The 17,837-nt window shown below is 64.8% G+C and carries 13 protein-coding genes; 5 read left to right on the plus strand and 8 right to left on the minus strand.

The features are described 5' to 3' along the window. Window positions 1-2 precede the first annotated feature (2 nt). Both AC2T4A_RS00305 and AC2T4A_RS00310 read right to left on the minus strand, forming a co-directional pair. On the minus strand, window positions 3-542 hold the full coding sequence (locus tag AC2T4A_RS00305; protein WP_024764769.1) for a (2Fe-2S)-binding protein: 540 nt from the start codon (window positions 540-542) through the stop codon (window positions 3-5). Continuing rightward, window positions 535-3,366, minus strand: coding sequence for a xanthine dehydrogenase family protein molybdopterin-binding subunit (locus AC2T4A_RS00310; RefSeq protein WP_416745935.1), 2,832 nt, complete (start codon window positions 3,364-3,366; stop codon window positions 535-537). Before AC2T4A_RS00310 ends, AC2T4A_RS00305 begins: the two co-directional genes overlap by 8 nt. 321 nt (window positions 3,367-3,687) lie before the next feature. Here AC2T4A_RS00310 and AC2T4A_RS00315 point away from each other — a divergent pair, with 321 nt between their 5' ends. Next, a complete protein-coding gene (locus tag AC2T4A_RS00315; RefSeq protein ID WP_416745937.1) occupies window positions 3,688-4,899 on the plus strand; it encodes an MFS transporter in 1,212 nt (403 codons plus the stop codon). Window positions 4,900-5,085: 186 nt separating this feature from the next. On the opposite strand, the gene AC2T4A_RS00320 is transcribed toward AC2T4A_RS00315, so the two are convergent. Genes AC2T4A_RS00320 through AC2T4A_RS00330 form a run of 3 tightly spaced genes read right to left on the minus strand, consistent with a single transcriptional unit; the run spans window position 5,086 to window position 7,696 of the window. Then, window positions 5,086-5,235, minus strand: a complete 150-nt coding sequence (locus AC2T4A_RS00320) for a DUF2474 domain-containing protein (protein WP_037007166.1) — start codon at window positions 5,233-5,235, stop codon at window positions 5,086-5,088. Between the two features lie 11 nt (window positions 5,236-5,246). After that, on the minus strand, window positions 5,247-6,254 hold the full coding sequence (gene cydB, locus AC2T4A_RS00325) for a cytochrome d ubiquinol oxidase subunit II (protein ID WP_416745940.1): 1,008 nt from the start codon (window positions 6,252-6,254) through the stop codon (window positions 5,247-5,249). 2 nt (window positions 6,255-6,256) lie between these two features. Continuing rightward, window positions 6,257-7,696, minus strand: a complete 1,440-nt coding sequence (locus tag AC2T4A_RS00330) for a cytochrome ubiquinol oxidase subunit I (protein WP_478377423.1) — start codon at window positions 7,694-7,696, stop codon at window positions 6,257-6,259. A 475-nt stretch (window positions 7,697-8,171) separates the two neighbouring features. On the opposite strand from AC2T4A_RS00330, the gene AC2T4A_RS00335 reads away from it, so the two are divergent. The 3 genes from AC2T4A_RS00335 to AC2T4A_RS00345 all read left to right on the plus strand — a co-directional run bounded on the left by AC2T4A_RS00335 (window position 8,172) and on the right by AC2T4A_RS00345 (window position 11,256). Continuing rightward, window positions 8,172-8,951 (plus strand): MetQ/NlpA family ABC transporter substrate-binding protein, encoded by a 780-nt coding sequence (locus AC2T4A_RS00335; protein ID WP_486742500.1) that lies wholly within the window; start codon window positions 8,172-8,174, stop codon window positions 8,949-8,951. Between the two features lie 117 nt (window positions 8,952-9,068). After that, on the plus strand, window positions 9,069-10,259 hold the full coding sequence (locus AC2T4A_RS00340; protein ID WP_486742501.1) for a trans-sulfuration enzyme family protein: 1,191 nt from the start codon (window positions 9,069-9,071) through the stop codon (window positions 10,257-10,259). A 19-nt stretch (window positions 10,260-10,278) separates the two neighbouring features. Then, on the plus strand, window positions 10,279-11,256 hold the full coding sequence (locus tag AC2T4A_RS00345) for a sigma 54-interacting transcriptional regulator (protein ID WP_486742502.1): 978 nt from the start codon (window positions 10,279-10,281) through the stop codon (window positions 11,254-11,256). Window positions 11,257-11,314: 58 nt separating this feature from the next. Here the strand turns inward: AC2T4A_RS00345 and AC2T4A_RS00350 are convergent, their stop codons facing one another. Further along, complete coding sequence (locus tag AC2T4A_RS00350) at window positions 11,315-11,662, minus strand: hypothetical protein (protein WP_416745948.1); 348 nt, start codon at window positions 11,660-11,662, stop codon at window positions 11,315-11,317. Window positions 11,663-12,435: 773 nt separating this feature from the next. Between AC2T4A_RS00350 and betT the strand changes: the two genes are divergently transcribed. Continuing rightward, window positions 12,436-14,394 carry a choline BCCT transporter BetT gene (betT, locus tag AC2T4A_RS00355; RefSeq protein ID WP_486742503.1) on the plus strand — a complete coding sequence of 653 codons (1,959 nt, stop codon included), beginning with the start codon at window positions 12,436-12,438 and terminating at the stop codon, window positions 14,392-14,394. 192 nt (window positions 14,395-14,586) lie between these two features. Here betT and AC2T4A_RS00360 read toward each other — a convergent pair whose 3' ends face one another. Both AC2T4A_RS00360 and tauD read right to left on the minus strand, forming a co-directional pair. Beyond that, a complete protein-coding gene (locus AC2T4A_RS00360; RefSeq protein ID WP_486742504.1) occupies window positions 14,587-16,626 on the minus strand; it encodes an OPT family oligopeptide transporter in 2,040 nt (679 codons plus the stop codon). A 276-nt stretch (window positions 16,627-16,902) separates the two neighbouring features. Then, entirely contained in the window at window positions 16,903-17,739 is an 837-nt protein-coding gene (gene tauD, locus AC2T4A_RS00365) for a taurine dioxygenase (protein WP_486742505.1), read from the minus strand. Window positions 17,740-17,837 lie beyond the last annotated feature (98 nt).

Consider the following 17,837-nt stretch of genomic DNA (forward strand, 5'->3'; position numbering starts at 1 on the left):
GCTCAACCCTCCTTGACCAGGCCGAGATCGGTCAGCACTTCGCGGGTGGCGTCGTAGTAACGCACGTACCCGGTGCAGCGACAGATGTGGTGGCCGAGGCTCGCCTCGATGGTCGATTCCAGTTCGCTCTTCTTCAGCGGCTGGCGCTGGGCCTTTTCCACCAGCACGGTGGCGGCGTTGACGAAGCCCGGTGCGCAGTAGCTGCACTGGAAGGCGAAGCGGTCGACGAACTTCTGCTGGATCGGGTTCAGTTCCTTCACCGAACCGTCTTCCTCACGCTTGGCGTGGCCCTCGATGGTGCGCACCTTCTTGCCTTCGAAGTAGTGCGCGCCGGTGATGCAGGTGCGCACTTCCTCACTGGTGCCGTCGGGGTTGTCGACGATCACCACGCAGGCGTGGCAGATGCCCTGGCCGCAGCCCAGGCGCGAGCCGGTGAGGTTCTGGTATTCGTGCAGGTAGTCGATCATCGGCAGGTCCTCGGGAACCTCGACCGGACCGACGGTTTGACCATTGAGGGTCAGGTTGAGCGGACGGTTAGCCATTGAGGGCCTCCTTGATGCGAGCGGGGGTGATGGGCAGGTCGCGGACGCGCTTGCCGATGGCGTGGGCCACGGCGTTGCTGATGGCGCCGACCACTGGGATCATCACCACTTCGGCGATGCCCTTGGACGGGTCGCTGGGCGAGAGTGGCGGAAGGATTTCCGAGCTCTGCTGCCAGACGGCCACGTCTTTCGCCTTCGGGAGACGGTAGCGGTTGAAGTTCCAGTCGCCCTCACCCGGGCCACCCTCGTACAGCGGCATGTCTTCGAGCAGAGCATGGCCGATGCCCATGGCGGTGCCGCCCTCGATCTGGCCTTTCACCAGTTCCGGCACCAGCACGCGGCCGCACTCGATCCAGCTGTGGTGGTTGAGCACGCTGACTTCACCGTTGCCCTTGTTCACCTTCAGCTCGACGATGGTCGCTACCGGGCTGTAGTAGGTCACGGCGGCGTTGTTCAGTTGCACCGGCGGATAGGCCACGTTCTGGCGATCCAGCAGGTGGAAGCCGGCGCTGTTCATCTGCGCCTTCTTCACGCCCGGCGCGCCCTCTCCGTATTTCACGGCCAGGGCGTCCAGCGGCAGGCGATCGCGCACGCCGTCGATGACGTAGTCGCACTCCGCCCAGCTCCAGCGATTGAAGCCGTGGACGGTGGCACCGGTGACCAGGCCTTTTTCGTGAGCGACCTGCGCCAGCTCGGCGAACGACAGCGGCTGCAGGCCGTTGGCGGTCAGCTTGCCGTCCACCCAGTGGGCGTCTTCGCGGCGCACCACCAGCGGGTTGGCCGCACCGTTGAACGGACCACGGCGCCAGATTTCCAGGGCCGCCGGCCACAGGCCGTGGTTGAACAGCACACGGGCCGCTTCACGGGTGGCGTGGCTGAAGTAGTAGGCCGAGTTGGTCGCCGACGACGCCGAGGCGTACTTGCCGACCCAGCGCGGGTTGCGCAGCTTCTCGTCCTGGGTCGGCTGGCTCATGGTGTAGGGGTCTTCGCCGCTGAGCAGTTGAAGTTCCGGCCACTCGGTTTCGGCGGTCTTCATCTCATCAGCCGGCTTGCCGAGGAAGTCGGCCACCACCAGCGCCTGGGAGGTGGACATGCCAGTGCCGATCTCGATGCCGATATGGCGCATATGCACCTTGCCGGTGGCATCGAATTCGATGCTCGCCATCGGCGCTTCGGAACCAGTGCCGAAGTCCTTCTGGCAGATGGCGAAGCCGACGCCGTACCAGTGGTCCGGGTCCTTGGCGTCCATCTCTTTCTTGCGCGCGTCGCGGGTCTTCCACCACTCGTGGGCGGCGGCCTTGTCGAGGATCTCGTGCAGGCGCAGCGCGCCAGCGGGGATCGCGCCCTGGGTGTTCTTCATGCCCGATTTCAGCGCGTTGACGCGGCGCAGCTCGATGGCGTCGACGCCCAGGCGACCGGCGATCTCGTCCACCATCATCTCGGTGGCGGCCATGCTCTGCAGGGTGCCGTAGCCACGCATGGAACCGGCCTCGACGGCGCGGGAATGGTAGGCCGTCACCTGCAGGTCATTCTGCGGCATGTAGTAGATCGACTGCGCGGCGGTGGCGCCCACGGCAGCCACGGACGGGCTGTAGTTGATGCGGCCGCCGCCGTCCACGCTCATCTCGGTGCGGAAGATCTTGAAGGTCATGTCCTTCTTGTCCACCGCCAGTTGGTAACGGATGTCGAACGGGTGGCGCTTGATGCCGCTCTGGAACTGCTCGTAGCGGTCATTGGCCAGGCGCACCGGTACACCGTTGCCGTACAGCGCAGCCAGGGCCGCGTAGTAGACGAAGATGTTGTGGTCCTTGGAACCGTAACCCACGGTGTAGCCGGGGTGCATGTTCAGCTTGGCCAGGCCGAAGCGCGACGGGGCGATCATGTGCGCCGTCTCGTAGGCCGCTTCGAACGGGCACTGGGTGGCGACCACGAAGTGCAGGGTCTTGCTTGCCGGGTCGTACCAGCCGTTGCCGTTGTCCGGCTCCAGGGCGGCCGGCTCGATGGACGGAGTCTTGTAGCGCTCGTCGAAGACCAGCCAGTTCTCCGGCGGGTTTTCGATCTGCTCCTTGATCTTCTGCGCGTAGAACAGGCCCTGCTCGGTGAGGTCGCCGTGCTGGTTGGGCTGCTGGTTCCACACCGGTTTGCGCTCGCGGATCATCGGGAACAGGATCGAGTCCTTGAGGCTGGAGAACTCGTCCGGATCGGCCGAAGTCGCGCCGCCGACGCGCACGTAGCGGAAGCTGCCGTAGGGATCGCCCTGGTACAGCGGCGCCTGCGCGCCATAGCGGATCGCCTTGTCGTTGAACTTCATCTTCAGCTTGGCCTGACGGAAGCGCTCGAAGTCGTTCCAGATCAGGATGGCCACCGGGTGGCCGATGAACATCGGCACCTTGCCGCGCGGCAGCAGCGGGTCCGGGGCGTGGGCTTCGGGGAAGACGATGCCGTCCTTGTCCAGGTCCTCGGCGGTGACGATACGATCGGGCTGCAGCTCGGCGCCCAGCCAGGCGAGGTCGATGCCGTCGAAGATGCGGTCGGCCTTGATGGTCTTGAGCAGCATGGCGTGGCCCTGCTGCTGCGGCCAGCCGGGCATGTCCTTGGAGCGGATGTCGCGGGCGAATACCTTGTTGCCGCAGACCTTGGACAGCGCGTCGTTACGGAAACGCGCCTTGCCGTCATGGCCCATCCACTGCTGGGGGGAGACGGTGACGGAGTTTTCCATCAGGGCAGCGAAGGCCCGGCTGCCGAGCGGCGCCATGGTCACGCTGACACCGGCAATCAGCCCGCCTTGCAGGAAGGCGCGCCGGGAAATATCACGGTTGGACATGGTTCATCCTCTGGACGGTGGAGGCCCGCCCATGTGGTTTTTTTCGGTGCTGGAGAGAGTTCGGAGGCCGCGGAATCGCGGGCGTCTCGGGGATGGCGCCGGAGGAAAGATCCTGCAGGAAAACCTGACTCTTCTGTCAACTTTAACGCACCTCAATAGTGCGAAGCAAAGTCAATCGGGCAGCTTGTCGCGCCAGCGCAAATTTTAGTCGACGGGTCGCGACTATTCGCCAATTGCGGAATCCACTGGCGACAAGCGGAAAAGTGTTACGCCGTGCTACGCTGCCCAGCCCTTGCTTAGCCTCCTAACAAAGTCCCTTTCATGACCGCCGAAGCCACGTCCCTGCTGCGTCACCGCCCCTTCCTCGCCTTCTGGCTGGCCCGTGTCTGCACCGCCAGCGCCTTCCAGATGATTACCGTGGCCATCGGCTGGCATATCTACGAGCTGACCCACAACGTGCTCGACCTCGGCCTGGTGGGTTTGGTGGAATTCACCCCGCGCGTGCTGTTCATGCTGCACACCGGCCACGTCGCCGACCGCTACGACCGCCGGCGCATCGCCTCGCTGTGCCAAGTCGCCCAGGGCCTGATCGCCGTCGCGCTGGTGGTGGGCGCCAGTACCGACAACGTGACCCGCGAGATGATCTTCGTGATGGCCTTCCTGCTCGGTACCGCGCGGGCCTTCGAGATGCCGACCACCCAGGCGCTGCTGCCGAACATCGTGCCTACCGCGCTATTCCCCCGTGCCGTGGCGGCCTCCGCCTCGGCGATGCAGGCGGCGACCATCGCGGCGCCGGCCTTCGGCGGCTTCCTCTATGCCTTCGGCGCCTTCTGGGTCTACACGCCCACCGCGGTGCTGTATTTCATTGCCTGCATCCTGGTGCTCACCCTGCCCTCGCGCCAGGCGCCGGCTGCGCAAGGCAAGGCCACGCTGGAATCGCTGCTGGCCGGCATCCGCTTCATCCGTAGCCGTCCGGACATCTTCGGCGCCATCTCGCTGGACCTGTTCGCCGTGCTGCTGGGCGGTGCCACTGCGCTGCTGCCGGTGTTCGCCAAGGACATCCTGCTCACTGGCCCCTGGGGCCTGGGCCTGCTGCGCTCAGCCCCGGCGGTGGGCGCGCTGCTGATGTCGTTCTGGCTGGCGCGCTTCCCCATCGAGCGCAATGTCGGGCGGATCATGTTCACTGCCGTGGGCGTGTTCGGCGTCACCACCATCGCCTTCGGCCTGTCGACGTCCTTCTGGTTCTCCCTGGCGGTGCTGGTGGTACTGGGTGCGGCGGACATGATCAGCATGGTGATCCGCGGCGCCTTCGTGCAGCTGGAAACCCCGGACGAGATGCGCGGCCGGGTCAGCGCGGTGAACGGCCTGTTCATCGGCGCCTCGAACCAGCTGGGCGAGTTCGAATCCGGCGTCACCGCCCACTGGCTCGGCACCGTGCCGGCGGTGGTGCTCGGCGGTGTCGGCACGCTGGTCGTGACTGGTGTGTGGATGAAGCTGTTCCCCACCCTGGCCAAGCGCGACAAGCTGCACTGAGTTCGCCGTTTCTGCAGGAGCGAGCTTGCTCGCGAACCCATTCACTGGCGGCTCCGGCGTCATGCAGTTCGCGAGCAAGCTCGCTCCTACGAAGAGCCCTAAAAAAATCCCCCGCCGGAAGCACCAGCGAGGGATGTGGGAACGGACGCTGCGAACAGCGCCCGGATGGGATCGTTTACCGTGCGGCTAGTGCGGCGTGCCCAGCCCCGCCGCGCTCATGAACAGGCGCATCAGCCAGGCCGCGACGCCCAGGCCGGCCACGCTCAGCGCCCAGATCAGCACCAGCCAGCCCAGCCGCTTGCGCAGCGGCGCCTTTTCCTGCTCCTCATGGGTCATGGTCCGCACCTCTAGTGGTAGCCGTCGCCGTGCTTCACCTTGCCGCGGAACACGTAATAGCTCCACGCGGTGTAGACGAGGATGAAGGGGATGATGAACAGTGCGCCCACCAGCATGAAGCCCAGGCTCTGTGGCGGCGCCGCGGCGTCCCAGATCGACATCGACGGCGGGATGATGTTCGGCCACAGGCTGATGCCCAGCCCGCTGTAGCCGAGGAAGATCAGCGCCAGGGTGAGCAGGAACGGCTTCACGTGGTCATTGCGCGCCACCGAGCGCAGCAGGCCGTAGAAGGTCAGCAGCACCAGCAGTGGCACCGGCAGGAACCAGAACAGGTTCGGCAGGCTGAACCAGCGCTGGGCGATTTCCTCGTGGGCCAGCGGCGTCCACAGGCTGACGATGCCGATCACTGCCAGCAGTACCAGCGCCAGCGGACGCGCCAGGTCGTGCATGCGCTGCTGCAGCTTGCCCTCGGTTTTCATGATCAGCCAGGTGCAGCCCAGCAGTGTGTAAGCCACCACCAGGCCGACGCCGCAGAACAGCGGGAACGGCGCCAGCCAGTCCAGCGCGCCGCCGGCGAAGGCGCGGTTTTCCACCGGGATGCCCTCGATGAACGCACCCAACGCCACCCCCTGGAAGAAGGTCGCCACCAGCGAGCCGACGATGAACGACTTGTCCCACAGGTGCCGCTTGTTGGCCCGCGCCTTGAAGCGGAACTCGAAAGCTACGCCACGGAAGATCAGCCCGACGAGCATCAGCATCAGCGGCAGGTAAAGCGCCGAGAGCACGGCGGAATAAGCCACCGGGAAGGCACCGAACAACGCCGCTCCGCCCAGAACCAGCCAGGTCTCGTTGCCATCCCAGACCGGCGCCACGGTGTTCATCATCACGTCACGGTCGCCCTCGTCCTGGCAGAACGGATAGAGCATGCCGATCCCCAGGTCGAAGCCGTCCATCACCACATACATCATCACGCCGAAGATGATGATGATCGCCCAGATCAGCGGAAGGTCGATGCCCATGCTCAGTTCCTCCCTGCCGGACTGTCGGTTTCATCGTCGTCGAGGCCCTCGGCGGTAGCCGACAGCGGCCGCGCCGCGGTGCGCTGCTGACCGGCGCCACCATGGCTGGTTTCACGCCCTTCATGGGTGATCGGGCCCTTGCGTACCAGGCGCATCATGTAGCCGATGCCCACGCCGAACAGCGAGAAGTACACCACCACGAACATCACCAGGGTGATGCTCATCTGCGTCACGCTGTGGTTGGACACCGCATCGGCGGTACGCATCAGGCCGTAGACGACCCAGGGCTGGCGGCCGATTTCGGTGGTGAACCAGCCGGCGAGGATCGCTATCAGGCCGGACGGTCCCATCCACAACACCAGATGGAGGAAGGCGCGGCTCTCGAACAGGCGCTTGCGCCAGCGCAGCCAGGCACTCCACAGGCCGACGAAGATCATCAGCATGCCCAGGCCGGCCATGATGCGGAACGACCAGAAGACCACGGTGGAATTGGGCCTGTCAGCTTTCGGGAAGTCCTTCAGTGCCGGGATCGGTTCCGTGGTGCTGTGATTCAGGATCAGGCTGCCGAGCACCGGGATCTCGATCTTGAAGCGGGTTTCCTCACGCTCCATGTCCGGCCAGCCGAACAGGATCAACGGAGTCGGGCCGCCCTCGCTGTTGTCCCAGTGGCCCTCCATCGCGGCGATCTTCGCCGGCTGGTGCTTGAGGGTATTCAAGCCATGGGCATCACCCACCATGGCCTGGATCGGCGCGACGATCAGCGCCATCCACATGGCCATCGAGAGCATCTTGCGGATCGCCGGGTTGTCACGGCCGCGCAGAAGGTGCCAGGCCGCCGAAGCGCCGACGAAGAAGGCGGTGGCAACGAAGGAGGCGATCGCCATGTGCAGCAGGCGGTAGGGGAAGGACGGGTTGAAGATGATCGCCAGCCAGTCCACCGGCACCACGACGCCATTGACGATCTCGTGGCCCTGCGGAGTCTGCATCCAGCTGTTGGACGCGAGGATCCAGAAGGTGGAGATCAGCGTGCCGATGGCCACCATCACCGTGGCGAAGAAGTGCAGGCCCGGGCCGACGCGGTGCCAGCCGAAGAGCATGACGCCGAGGAAGCCGGCTTCAAGGAAGAAGGCAGTCAGTACCTCATAGGTCAGCAACGGGCCGGTGATACTGCCGGCGAAGGCCGAGAAGGCGCTCCAGTTGGTGCCGAACTGGTACGCCATGACGAGGCCGGAGACCACGCCCATGCCGAAATTGACGGCGAATATCTTTGACCAGAAGTGATAGAGGTCGCGGTAGACCTCCTCGTTGGTCTTCAGCCACAGACCTTCGAGCACAGCCAGGTAACTGGCGAGACCAATGGTGATGGCGGGGAAGATGATGTGGAAGGACACGGTAAAGGCGAACTGGATCCGGGCCAGGTCGAGCGCCTCTAATCCGAACATGACGATTCCTCTTCAGGCTGACGCCAACCCCACGGAAGGGTCGGGCACCGTACCTTGCGCATGCGCAGGGCGTTCTTGCGTGATATCTGACTTTTCTGACTCAGTTTCGAGCCACCGATCTGACGTCGGTTCGGGTTCTTTTAGCCGCTCAATCAGAATGGACCACCATCTGCATTGACGCCGCTCAAGAAACTGCACCGATCTTACGCGCCCCGGGGGCCTGGCCTGGAGTGGTGGGTTGCCGCGCGACGGCGTGTCGCGCGACAGCTTGTCTCAGGGCACGACCTGCCCTTTCATATGAACAAAATCGAATATGAAAATGAAAAATTAATATTTTATTGGAATAAAAAAGGCGGGTAACTTTCGCTGCAACCGCTGCCGAGTGAGCCGCGGAAAAAGAATCCACCGCCCGTACGAAGGCCCCATCCCGGCCGGCCCGGACGCCAGCGGTCATCTGCCCCACAAGGACATCGCAATGAAAAAGCTGCTGCTTCTGACCGCCCTCGCCACTGCCTTCACCACCTCCGCCTTCGCCAACGAGAAGCTTGTCGTTGCCGCCACCCCGATCCCCCACGCCGAGATCCTCGAGCTGATCAAGCCGACCCTGGCCAAGGAAGGCGTGGACCTGGAGATCAAGGTCTTCACCGACTACGTGCAGCCCAACGTGCAGGTCGCCGAGAAGCGCCTGGACGCCAACTACTTCCAGACCAAGCCGTACCTGGACAACTTCAACTCCGGCAAGGGCACCAATCTGGTCACCGTGACCGGCGTGCACGTCGAGCCCTTCGGCGGCTACTCGAAGAAGTACAAGTCCATCGACCAGCTGCCTGACGGCGCCACCGTCGCCATCCCCAACGAAGGCAGCAACAGCGGCCGCGCCCTGCTCCTGCTGCAGAAGGCCGGTGTGATCAAGCTCAAGGACCCGAGCAACGCCCTGGCCACCCCGAAAGACATCGCCGAGAACCCCAAGCACCTGAAGTTCAAGGAACTGGAATCGGCACTGCTGCCGCGCGTGCTGGACCAGGTCGACCTGGACCTGATCAACACCAACTACGCGCTGGAAGCCAAGCTCAACCCGGTGAAGGACGCACTGATCCTCGAAGACCGCAACTCGCCCTACGTGAACTACCTGGTGGCGCGCCCGGACAACAAGGACAGCGATGCGCTGAAGAAACTCTCCGCCGCCCTGACCAGCCCGGAAGTCAAAGCCTTCATCGAGAAGAAGTACAACGGCGCCGTGGTGCCGGCCTTCTGATCCGTCGCCCGGCCGAGCGCCGGGCGCAACGACTCCCACGCTGGGCGCGCTTTCGGCGCACCCGCTTTGACGCCGGTGGGCAGGTTCCACCGGCGTTTTTCTTTCCAAGGACTTGCCATGAGCGACCACGCCAAAGGCCCCTCCACCCGCGCCGTCCATGCCGGCCACGATGTCGACCGGCGCATGGTCACCCGCGCCAAGAGCCTGCCGATCTACCAGAGTTCGGTGTTCGTCTACGACGCCCTGGAGCAGGTCGACGACTTCCTCGCCGGCAACCCCGACAACTACATGTACACGCGCATCGGCAACCCCAACCACAGCGCCGTGGAAGAGTTGCTGCGCGAACTGGAAGGCGGCGAGGACGCGCTGTTCTCCGCCTCCGGCATGGCGGCCATCTCCGCCGCGCTGCTGGGTGTGCTGGGTGCCGGTGATCACCTGATCGCCAGTCGCGAGCTGTACGGCACCACCCAGAGCCTGATCGAGAAGGAACTGACGCGCTTCGGCATCGCCTCCACCCTGCTCGACCTCAACGACCTGGCAGCGGTGGAAGCGGCGATCACCCCGACCACCCGGCTGATCTACACCGAGACCGCCTCCAATCCGCTGGTGCGCGTCAGCAACATTCCGGCGCTGGCTGACCTCGCCCACCGTCACGACCTCAGGCTGCTGGTGGACAACACCTTCCTCTCGCCGGTGCTCTACCAGCCGCTACGCGATGGCGCCGACCTGGTGATCCACAGCACCACCAAGTACCTCAATGGCCACAGCGACGCCATGGGTGGCGCGCTGGTCGGTGATGCACGGTGGATCGCCGCTGCGCGGCGCTTCCAGATCAATGCCGGTGGCAGCGCCAGCCCCTTCGAGAGCTGGCTGAACTTCCGCGGCGCCAAGACCCTGGCCCTGCGCATGCGCGCGCATTCGCAGAACGCCCAGGCGCTGGCCGAAGCCCTCGAAGCGCACCCGCAGGTGGCCCGCGTGTTCTACCCCGGTCTGCCCTCGCACCCGGACCACGAGCTGGCGCAGCGGCTGTTCCGCAAGGGGCATTCGGGCATGTTGAGCTTCACCCTGAAGGGTGGCCTCGATCAGGTCGACACGCTGATCGGCGAGCTGCAATTGGCCGCCTTCGCCCCGTCGCTGGCGGGCGTCGCCAGCAGCATCACCCACCCCGGCAAGACCTCGCACCGCGCGCTGTCCGCCGAGGCCCTGACCGCGCTGGACATCCACGATGGCACCATCCGTGTCTCGGTGGGCATCGAGGACAGCGAGGACATCGTCCGCGACTTCCTGCAGGCGCTGGACGCGCTGTAAGAGCAGAAGGAGATTCCCCATGAACGCACCCCACGCGCCGCTACCGCTGCTGACCTTCCCCGACGCCGACAAGAGCCCGCTGAGCATCCGCGCCAAGGCGCTGGTGTTCTTCGACCCGCGCTCCCATGAAGTGCGTGACGAGGTGGAGCGCCTGGCGCCGTTGCCGCAGCCGGTGCTGATCCACGGCGAGACCGGTACCGGCAAGGAGCTGCTGGCCCGCCACATCCACCGCGCCAGTGAACGCCCCGGCCTGTTCGTCGCGGTCAGTTGCAGCGCACTGAGCCGCAACTATGCCGATGCCGAGCTGTTCGGCTACGCACCCGGCGCGCACAACGGCCCGGTGGGCAGCCGTGCAGGCTGGTTCGGCTCAGCCAATGGCGGCACCCTGTACCTGGACGAGATCGCCGACCTGCCGCTGTCGCTGCAGCAGAAGCTGCTGCGCGTGCTACAGGAGCGCGAGGTACTGCGCGTCGGCGCACGCGAACCGGTGCCGGTGGATGTGCGACTGGTCGCCGCCACCAGCATCGATCTGGGGCAGGCGGTGAAAGCGGGGAAATTCCTCGAAGGGCTGCAGCAATACCTGCACGACGGCAACCTCACGCTGCCGCCGCTGCGTGAACGCATCGGCGATATCCAGCCGCTGGCCGAGTACTTCCTCGGCGTGCATGCGCAACGCCTGGAACTGCCGGTGCCGCAGATCACCACGGATACGCAGCGTGCGCTGGAGGGCTATTCGTGGCCGGGCAATATCCGCGAGCTGGAAAACGTCATCCACTTCGCCCTGCTGGTCAGCCCGGGCGAGGAGATTCGCCCGGAGCACCTGAACTTTTCAGGGGGTGTAGCCGGGTCTGCGAGCGCGACCGGGCCAGGCCTCCTGGCGGGATCAGGCGGCGAAACGGACATTAGCGATGAGACGCTTGAGCGCCTGGTTCGCCAGCCTGGCGTCGAGGCGCAGTTGCGTGCGCTGCTGCAACGCCTGGAGCACGAGCGCGGCTGATGCCGCGCCGTAGTCGCCAGCGCGACCCGAAGGGCCGCGCACGGGCGACAGAGCAGTCTTACTTGGTAGCGGTGTTCGAGTGAGCGACCACCGGAGTGCAAGACGGGTTGGTCAGCTTGGCCGGATCGGTCAGCAGGCCCGGCATCATGCGCGAGGTGCAGTTGAACACGCGGCCTTTGGTAGTGGTGGCGACGTAGGAGAGTTCCTGGCCACCCAGGGCGTCCGGCTGACCGGCTTTGACGTCGCTGACGACCAGCTCGTCAGAAGAAGCCAGACCAATCATCTGAGCGGTAGCGGCTTGCAGCGGAACGATGGCCTGGTTGGTGGTCATGGTCTGGCAGCCGGCGAGCGAAGCGAAGAATGCAGCGGCAATTGCGGTACGAACAGCGGTACGTTTGAAGTCCATCTCGTGATGCTCCCTAATTGGTGGTTTTTTGTCCTGCCGGGGGAGACTAACGGAATCGGCAAGTCAATCGCCATAGCCGTTTCACAAGTTTTTCACGAAATATTGCACACCCGTTCAAATTTCCAGGCTCGGATACGCTCTAGTGCGGGAACTGTGCTAAGGGAAAAACTGTTTCTTGCCAGTAACAGCCGTTTATCGCTTCAAAGCCAGAGCCGGCGCTGAAACGCTTCACCTTTGGCGACGAATGGTCGCAGTGAAAGGCCGTGCCGACTCACAGGTCGGCAGGAGGGAATCCTGAGCAGGAAGTCAAAATCAGGACTATTTACCGCCGATACCAAACAAAGCAGTCCCATCGACCAGATCAATACCGCTCATCAAGACCATTCACTTCTTTTTGTCACAATCTTCAGGGAAAATGGCTATCAGGCGGTCGGGACCCATTTTCCCCGGCGCCATTGGAGACTACCGTGACCAGCTTTGCCGCTCTTGCCAACTTCTTCGCCGCCACCGCTTTCCTGACTGCGCCCGCAAAGGCCGACCCGGAACGCCGTGAGATCCGTGAGGCGAAAAAGAACCGCCGCAAGTAAGCAGTACCCGCTCCGCTCGGCCCTTTTGACAGGGCCGGCGGCGGGACCATCGGTCCCGCCGATTGGCTTTCCAGGGCCTTCCCGTGTTTTCATTGAATGCTTGTTCAAGGAAAATTTCGAGGGACCCCGCCCGTTTTGTCCGCTGCACAATCGCCCCCGTCCGTAACACCCTCCCCCGCCATGCGCATGAACCCACCGGTCTTCTACGGTGCGGCCGCGCTGATTCTTCTCTTCTCCCTGATCGTCATCAGCCAGCCCCAACGGGCCGGTGAATGGCTGCTCGCCGCGCAGTCCTGGGCCGCCGATACCGTCGGTTGGTACTACCTGCTGGCGATGACGCTGTACCTGATCTTCGTGGTGGTCACCGCGCTTTCCGGCTATGGAAAGATCAAGCTCGGTGCCGACCACGACGAGCCGGAATTCAGCTACCTGTCCTGGGCCGGCATGCTGTTCGCCGCCGGTATCAGCATCACCCTGTTCTTCTTCTGCGTCTCCGAACCGCTGACCCACTTTGCCCAACCGCCGCAAGGCGAGGCCGGCACTCCGGAAGCGGCGCGTCAGGCCATGCAGCTGCTGTTCCTGCACTGGGGCCTGCACGGCTGGGGCGTGTTCGCCCTGGTAGCGATGGCGCTGGCCTACTTCGCCTACCGCCACAACCTTCCGCTGGCGCTGCGCTCGGCGCTCTACCCGCTGATCGGCAAGCGCATCAACGGCCCCATCGGCTATACCGTGGACTGCTTCGGCATCATCGCCACGGTGTTCGGCCTGGGCGCGGACATGGGCTTCGGCGTGCTGCAACTCAATGCCGGGCTGGACTTCCTGTTCGGCATCGCCCACAGCCATCCGGTGCAGATGACGTTGATCGCGCTGATGATGGGTGCGGCGATCCTGGTCGCCGTGTCCGGCGTCGACAAGGGCATCCGCCTGCTGTCGGACATCAACATGCTGCTGGCCTGCGCACTGCTGCTTTTCGTGCTCTTCGCCGGCCCCACCCAGCATCTGCTCAACACCCTGGTGCAGAACATCGGCGATTACCTCGGCAGCCTGCCGACCAAGAGCTTCGACCTCTACGCCTATGGCAAGGACGGCAGCGACTGGCTGGGCGGCTGGACAGTGTTCTACTGGGCCTGGTGGATCGCCTGGGCACCCTTCGTCGGGCTGTTCATCGCGCGCATCTCGCGCGGGCGGACGATCCGCGAGTTCGTCTTCGGTGTGCTGTTCATCCCACTGGGCTTCACCCTGGCGTGGATGTCGATCTTCGGCAACAGCGCCCTGGACCAGGTGCTCAACCATGGTTTCAGCGAGCTGGGCCGCGTGGCCATCGCCGATCCGTCCATGGCGCTCTACCAGATGCTGCAGAACTACCCGGCCAGCCGCGTGGTGATCACGCTGACAGTGCTGGTCAGCTTCGTCTTCTTCGTCACCTCGGCGGACTCCGGCACCGTGGTGCTCTCCACCCTCTCCGCCCACGGCGGCAGCGCCGATGACGACGGCCCGAAGTGGCTGCGTGTGTTCTGGGGCGCAGCCACCGCGCTGGTGACCGGCGGCCTGCTGTTCGCCGGCAGCATCGATGCGCTGAAATCAGCGGTGGTGCTGACCTCGCTGCCGTTCTCGCTGATCCTGCTGCTGATGATGTGGGGCCTGCACAAGGCGTTCTACCTCGAATCCCAGCGTCAGCGTGCGCGCACTCACTCGCTGGCGCCGCCGCCCTCGGCCAAGCCTGGCGGCTGGAAGCGACGCATCTCCCAGGCCGTGCACTTCCCCACGCGGGATGAGGTGTACCGCTACATGGTCGACGTGGTCAGCCCGGCGATCGCCGAGGTCTCCGAGGTGTTCCGCGAGAAGGGTCTGCAGGTGGATTCCGACCTGGACCTGAGCAACCTGGAGATCGGCCTGGAGATCGGCCACGGCGCGCAGCATCCGTTCCTCTACCAGGTCTCGATGCGCGGCTACTTCACCCCCTCCTTCGCCCGTGCCGGCATGGGCGGCCTGCACCTGAAGAACCGCCGTTACTTCCGCGCCGAGGTGCACCTTTCCGAAGGCAGCCAGGACTACGACCTGATGGGCTACAGCAAGGAGCAGATCATCAACGACATGCTCGACCAGTACGAACGGCACCTGCAGTTCCTGCATCTGGTGCGCTAGGTTCAGACTTGCGCATGCCCTTGTCGGAGCGAGGGGGACACCTGGTTCTTGCTCGCGAACCGCCCAACACGGGCGCTGCCGGTGAATCCGTTCGCGAGCAAGCTCGCTCCTACAGACTGCGCATCTCACGGTACGAGGAGCAGATAATGAAAAAGGCGCCCGAAGGCGCCTTTTTCACATCGCGGCGAAGGATCAGCCGCGGGTGCCGCTCAGCACCTTGCGATAGAACAGCACGCAGATCGCCACGAAGACCACCAATCCCAGCCACTGCGCGGTGTCCTCGAAACTCCCCCCGACCAGGGCCAGGGGCGAGGCAGAACCAGTGGCGCCGATGATGGCGGCGAGCAGGATGCCCATCAGGCTCTCGCCGACGATCAGGCCGGAAGCCAGCAGCACGCCCCGGCGCCTGGGCTCGTCGGAGAATTTCTCCGCGTCGACACCGGCTGCTGCAGCGCGCTTGGCCAGCGCGGTCTCCAGCAGCCAGCCGATCACCGCGCCGACCACCAGGGTCATGCCGATGGTCGGTGGCAGGTAGATGCCCAGACCTACGGCGAGCACCGGCAGGCTGGCCTTGCCGGTGCGGCGCAGCAGCACGTCCACCAGAATCAGCGCAATGCCCAGCGCCACGCCGATCAGGATCATGTTCCAGTTCAGCGCATTGTGGAAAATCCCACTGGCGATGGCCGTCATCAACGTCGCCTGCGGTGCCGCCAGCGCGGCGTTCGGGTCCATCGCTTCACGCGGCAGCGCGCCGGTGAAGCCGTAGGCGTTGTACAGCAGCTCCAGCACCGGCGGGATCACCAGCGCACCGACCAGGCAGCCGACGATCAGCGCGACCTGCTGGCGCCAAGGCGTCGCGCCGACCAGATAGCCGGTCTTCAGGTCCTGCAGGTTGTCATTGGAAATCGCCGCAATGGCGATCACCACGGAGGTGGTGAACAACGCCAGGGCGATGGCCAGTTTGCCGCCCTGCTGGTCGAGGAAGCCGGTTTCCAGCGAACCGATGCCGAGGATCAGCAGCGACACCAGGATCACTGCGATGATGCCGATACCGGAAATCGGGCTGCTCGAGGAGCCCACCAGGCCGGCCATGTAGCCGCAGGCAGCGGCGATCAGGAAGCCGAAGAAGAAGGCGAAGATCACGCAGACCGCCACCAGGCCCCAGAAGCCGAAGCCCTTCAGGTCCGGCGCGGCGTCGCCGAGGAAGTAGGAGAACACCACGAACAGCGCCACCAGCAGGAAGCCGGCAATGGCGACGATCCACTTGGCGGAGAGGTCCTGCTCGGTGCGCAGGTCGCTCACTTCGCCACGACCACGCACCGCGCTGAGCGACGACCAGACGCCCTGGACCATGGGCTTGAACAGGGTCGCCAGGGTCCACAACGCGGCGATGCCAATGGTGCCGGCGCCGAGGAAGCGCACCTGGCTGCTCCACAGCTTGGTGGCCAGCTCCGGCAGGCTCTGCCCGGCCGCCAGCACGCTGTTCACCGAGAGCAGCGGCACGGCCACGCCCCAGGCGATGACCACACCGATCAGGATGGCGATGCCGGCGGTAATGCCCATCAGGTAGCCGGCGCCGACCAGCGCCAGGGAGAAGCCGGTGGACAGGCGGAACGCCGCCTGCCCGGCGGTGATCCAGAAGCTGAAGCCCTCGGCGAGCACCTTGAAGCCGCTGCTGAGCAGGCTGAACGCAGCGGCGACCACACCACCGGCGAGGATATCGCGCAGGCCCGGAGCGCCGGCTTTCGCGGGCTTGCCGGCCTTTTCCTGTTCCTCGTCCTGGCTGCCGACACGGAGGATTTCCGCGGCCGCCACGCCTTCGGGGTATGGCAGGCTGCTCTGTACGACCATCACGCGGCGCAGCGGGATGGTGTAGAGCACGCCGAGAATGCCGCCGATGGAGCAGATGGCCGCCGTCTGCCAGAACGGAAAACCGCTCCAGTAGCCGATCATCAAGAGGCCGGGAAGGATGAAGATGATCGAGGACAAGGTGCCGGCCGCTGAGGCCTGGGTCTGCACCATGTTGTTCTCGAGGATGTTGGAGCCGGAGAAGTAGCGCAGCACGGCCATGGAAATGACCGCCGCGGGGATCGACGAGGCGAAGGTCAGGCCGACCTTCAGGCCGAGGTAGACGTTGGAAGCGGTGAACACCACGGTGATCAGCGCGCCGAGAATCAGGCCGCGAACCGTCAGCTCGGCGAGGTTGGACTCGTCGGGAATCCGTTCTTGCATGTAGGCAGTCTCTTCATAAAGCGGAACTGCCAAAGCGTAGGACAGTGAGCCAGCCACCGCGACCCAGAATGGCGACGAATGCGGTCTGCGGTGCGGCTTTGTTGCCGCAAGTCATGGGGATGACGGTAATTTCCGAGTCACCGCGCCGTCTGTAGGAGCGAGCTTGCTCGCGAACGGATTCCAGGATGACTCCGGAGTTATGCGGTTCGCGAGCAAGCTCGCTCCTACGAACAGCCTGTCAGTCCCGTAGGGCGCAGGATTTGGACGCTGGAGAAGTCAGAACGGCTTGTCCCCCAGAATCGTCGCACGGTGCATCACGCGGCGCTGCGGACGGTAATCGTCCACCGCGTAGTGCTGGGTCACGCGGTTGTCCCAGAAGGCCACGTCGTTCTCCTTCCAGCGCCAGCGCACGGTGAATTCCGGGCGTGCGAAGTGGGCAAACAGCAGGTCGAGGATGGCACGGCTTTCCGCCGGCTCCAGCTCGTTGATGCGGGTGGTGAAGCCGTCGCTGACGAACAGCGCCTTGCGCCCGGTGACCGGGTGCGTACGGATCACCGGATGGCTGCGCGGCGGGTTCTTCCTGCGCGCTTCTTCCAGCCGCGCCAGGTCCGCGTCGGTGGCGCCGAAGCGCTCCTGGGGGAAGGACTTGCTGATGTCGTGGGTCGCGGTGAGTCCGTCGAGCAACTGCTGCAATGGTTTCGACAGCGCCTCGTACGCCGCGATGCCACTGGCCCACAGCGTGTCGCCGCCGTAGGGCGGCAGTTGCTTGGCGGCCAGCACGGCGCCGAGGGCCGGGGTTTCCAGGAAGGTCACGTCGGTGTGCCAGATGGCGTTGTCGCGCACGTCGGTAACGGCGGTATCGAGGACGATGACTTCGCGTTGTTCCGGCGAGCTGGGGTAGATCGGATGGATATGCAGGTCGCCGAAGCGCGCGGCGAAGGTCGCCTGCTGGTTCGGCGTCAGCGGCTGGTCGCGGAAGAACAGCACGTGGTGATCGAGCAGGGCCTGTTCGATCTGGCGCTGCGCCGCGTCGTCCAGCGGGTCGGCCAGGCGCACGCCAGAAACGATGGCGCCCAGGGCAGGGCTGATGGGTTCGATGCTCAGGGTGGTCATGTTCGTGTTCTCTCGTGAGGTTCACGGGGCGGGCGGCTTGGCTTGCCCTCTCCCCAGCCCTCTGACTAGGCGTCCCCCCCTGAAGGGAGAGGGGGTCT

It is taken from the genome of Pseudomonas sp. PVC-3-1, assembly GCF_057444315.1.

Coding starts and splice junctions, on each gene's coding strand:
- AC2T4A_RS00305 (WP_024764769.1), bottom strand. CDS start 542: ATGGCTAACCGTCCGCTCAACCTGACCCTCAATGGTCAAACCGTCGGT.
- AC2T4A_RS00310 (WP_416745935.1), bottom strand. CDS start 3,366: ATGTCCAACCGTGATATTTCCCGGCGCGCCTTCCTGCAAGGCGGGCTG.
- AC2T4A_RS00315 (WP_416745937.1), top strand. CDS start 3,688: ATGACCGCCGAAGCCACGTCCCTGCTGCGTCACCGCCCCTTCCTCGCC.
- AC2T4A_RS00320 (WP_037007166.1), bottom strand. CDS start 5,235: ATGACCCATGAGGAGCAGGAAAAGGCGCCGCTGCGCAAGCGGCTGGGC.
- cydB (WP_416745940.1), bottom strand. CDS start 6,254: ATGGGCATCGACCTTCCGCTGATCTGGGCGATCATCATCATCTTCGGC.
- AC2T4A_RS00330 (WP_478377423.1), bottom strand. CDS start 7,696: ATGTTCGGATTAGAGGCGCTCGACCTGGCCCGGATCCAGTTCGCCTTT.
- AC2T4A_RS00335 (WP_486742500.1), top strand. CDS start 8,172: ATGAAAAAGCTGCTGCTTCTGACCGCCCTCGCCACTGCCTTCACCACC.
- AC2T4A_RS00340 (WP_486742501.1), top strand. CDS start 9,069: ATGAGCGACCACGCCAAAGGCCCCTCCACCCGCGCCGTCCATGCCGGC.
- AC2T4A_RS00345 (WP_486742502.1), top strand. CDS start 10,279: ATGAACGCACCCCACGCGCCGCTACCGCTGCTGACCTTCCCCGACGCC.
- AC2T4A_RS00350 (WP_416745948.1), bottom strand. CDS start 11,662: ATGGACTTCAAACGTACCGCTGTTCGTACCGCAATTGCCGCTGCATTC.
- betT (WP_486742503.1), top strand. CDS start 12,436: ATGAACCCACCGGTCTTCTACGGTGCGGCCGCGCTGATTCTTCTCTTC.
- AC2T4A_RS00360 (WP_486742504.1), bottom strand. CDS start 16,626: ATGCAAGAACGGATTCCCGACGAGTCCAACCTCGCCGAGCTGACGGTT.
- tauD (WP_486742505.1), bottom strand. CDS start 17,739: ATGACCACCCTGAGCATCGAACCCATCAGCCCTGCCCTGGGCGCCATC.